The sequence below is a fragment of the Thermus hydrothermalis genome (assembly GCF_022760925.1).
GTDB classification, from domain to species: Bacteria; Deinococcota; Deinococci; order Deinococcales; family Thermaceae; genus Thermus; species Thermus hydrothermalis.
On sequence record NZ_JAKTNT010000034.1, the window covers coordinates 1 to 1,193 of the forward strand.

Annotated in this window: 1 protein-coding gene; it reads right to left on the reverse strand. The window is 67.0% G+C overall.

Annotated features, from left to right (window positions below; translation table 11 throughout):
- Position 1 precedes the first annotated feature (1 nt).
- Complete coding sequence (locus L0C60_RS12695; protein WP_135260909.1) at positions 2 to 1,102, reverse strand: transposase; 1,101 nt, start codon at positions 1,100 to 1,102, stop codon at positions 2 to 4.
- Positions 1,103 to 1,193 lie beyond the last annotated feature (91 nt).

The following is a 1,193-nucleotide window of genomic DNA, read 5'->3' on the forward strand; positions in this document are numbered from 1 at the left end:
CTCAAAACTTGCACCTCCCGCATACCCCGCATAAACCTTCACTCCCTCCCCCGGGCGGCCCCAGACCCAGGGCGTGGAGCTCCCGCAGGATGACCTGCACCACCAGCTCGGGCAAGAGAACCCGAGCTGCCCCCTCCCTGGCCTCCCGCCAGCTCCCCTTCCCCTCCATCCCCACCCAGTGGGCCAGCAGGTAGGCCAGAAGGGAGAGCACCAGAAAGCGGTGCACCCCCAAGGCCGTCCGCTGCCCGAACTGCCCCAGGGAGAACTCACTCTTCGCAGCCCGGAAGAAGTGCTCTACCGTGAACCGCCTCCTTCCCCAGGTGAGCATGGTCCGGGGCGTGGCGGGAAAGGTGGCCACCACGTACCGCCACTCCCAGCCCCCTTGGGGCAGGGGGTAGCGGTACCAGGCCACCCAGACCGGGAAGGAAAGCCCCCACAGGTAGACCCGGCTCCCCTGCCGCCTGAGGTCCAAAAGCCTTCCCCCTCCCCGCAGCCTCCGGTCCCGCCGCATCCCCACCACCGTTTCCAAGCCCAACCGCCTCACCCCAAAGAGGAACCAGGCCGTACCAAAAGCCGCGTCCGCGGCCACCCGTATCCGGAAGGTCCGGCGCATCCAGAGGGGCAGAGAGGCCAGGAGGCTCAGGGCCAGGAGGGAGAGGCCTTTCTCCCCCTTGCCCCGCCATAGACGGTAGGCCCAGGGGACGCGGAGGTCCCCGTAGACGAGGTAAAGGACCACGAGGTGGAGGCCCCACTTGCCGTGAAAGAAGGAGAGGGGGAGGTGGGGGAAGTGGCCCCGCTTTTCCAAGGTGACCAGGTCCAGGACCACCAGGAGGCGGGGCTTGGGGCCCTTTCTCCGCCTGGCCCGGTCCAGGGCTTTCTGGGCCTCCTCGCGGGCCAGGCGGATGAGGGCGCGGGTGGGCCAGGGGTAGCGGTTGAGGAAGCGGGAGAGGGCGGAGGGGGACTTGGTCTTGCTGTGCTGGGGTCTAGCCTTGCCGTGACCGGTGAGGAAAAGGAACAACAGGGCCTTCAAGGATTCCCGCAGGTGGGGGGTTGGCATGAGGGCCAGGATGGTCCAAAGTAGGGATAGGGCCGCTTGGGTCATGGCACCCGTCATCAGACGGGAAACCGGCGGCCCCTTTCAAGTGGTCCCCCGAGCATAACTATCCCCAGGGTGCATAAGTGCAAGTTTTGAG

Bases quoted from the DNA above. Each gene is read 5' to 3' on its own strand.
- L0C60_RS12695 (WP_135260909.1), bottom strand. From the start codon at position 1,102: ATGACCCAAGCGGCCCTATCCCTACTTTGGACCATCCTGGCCCTCATG.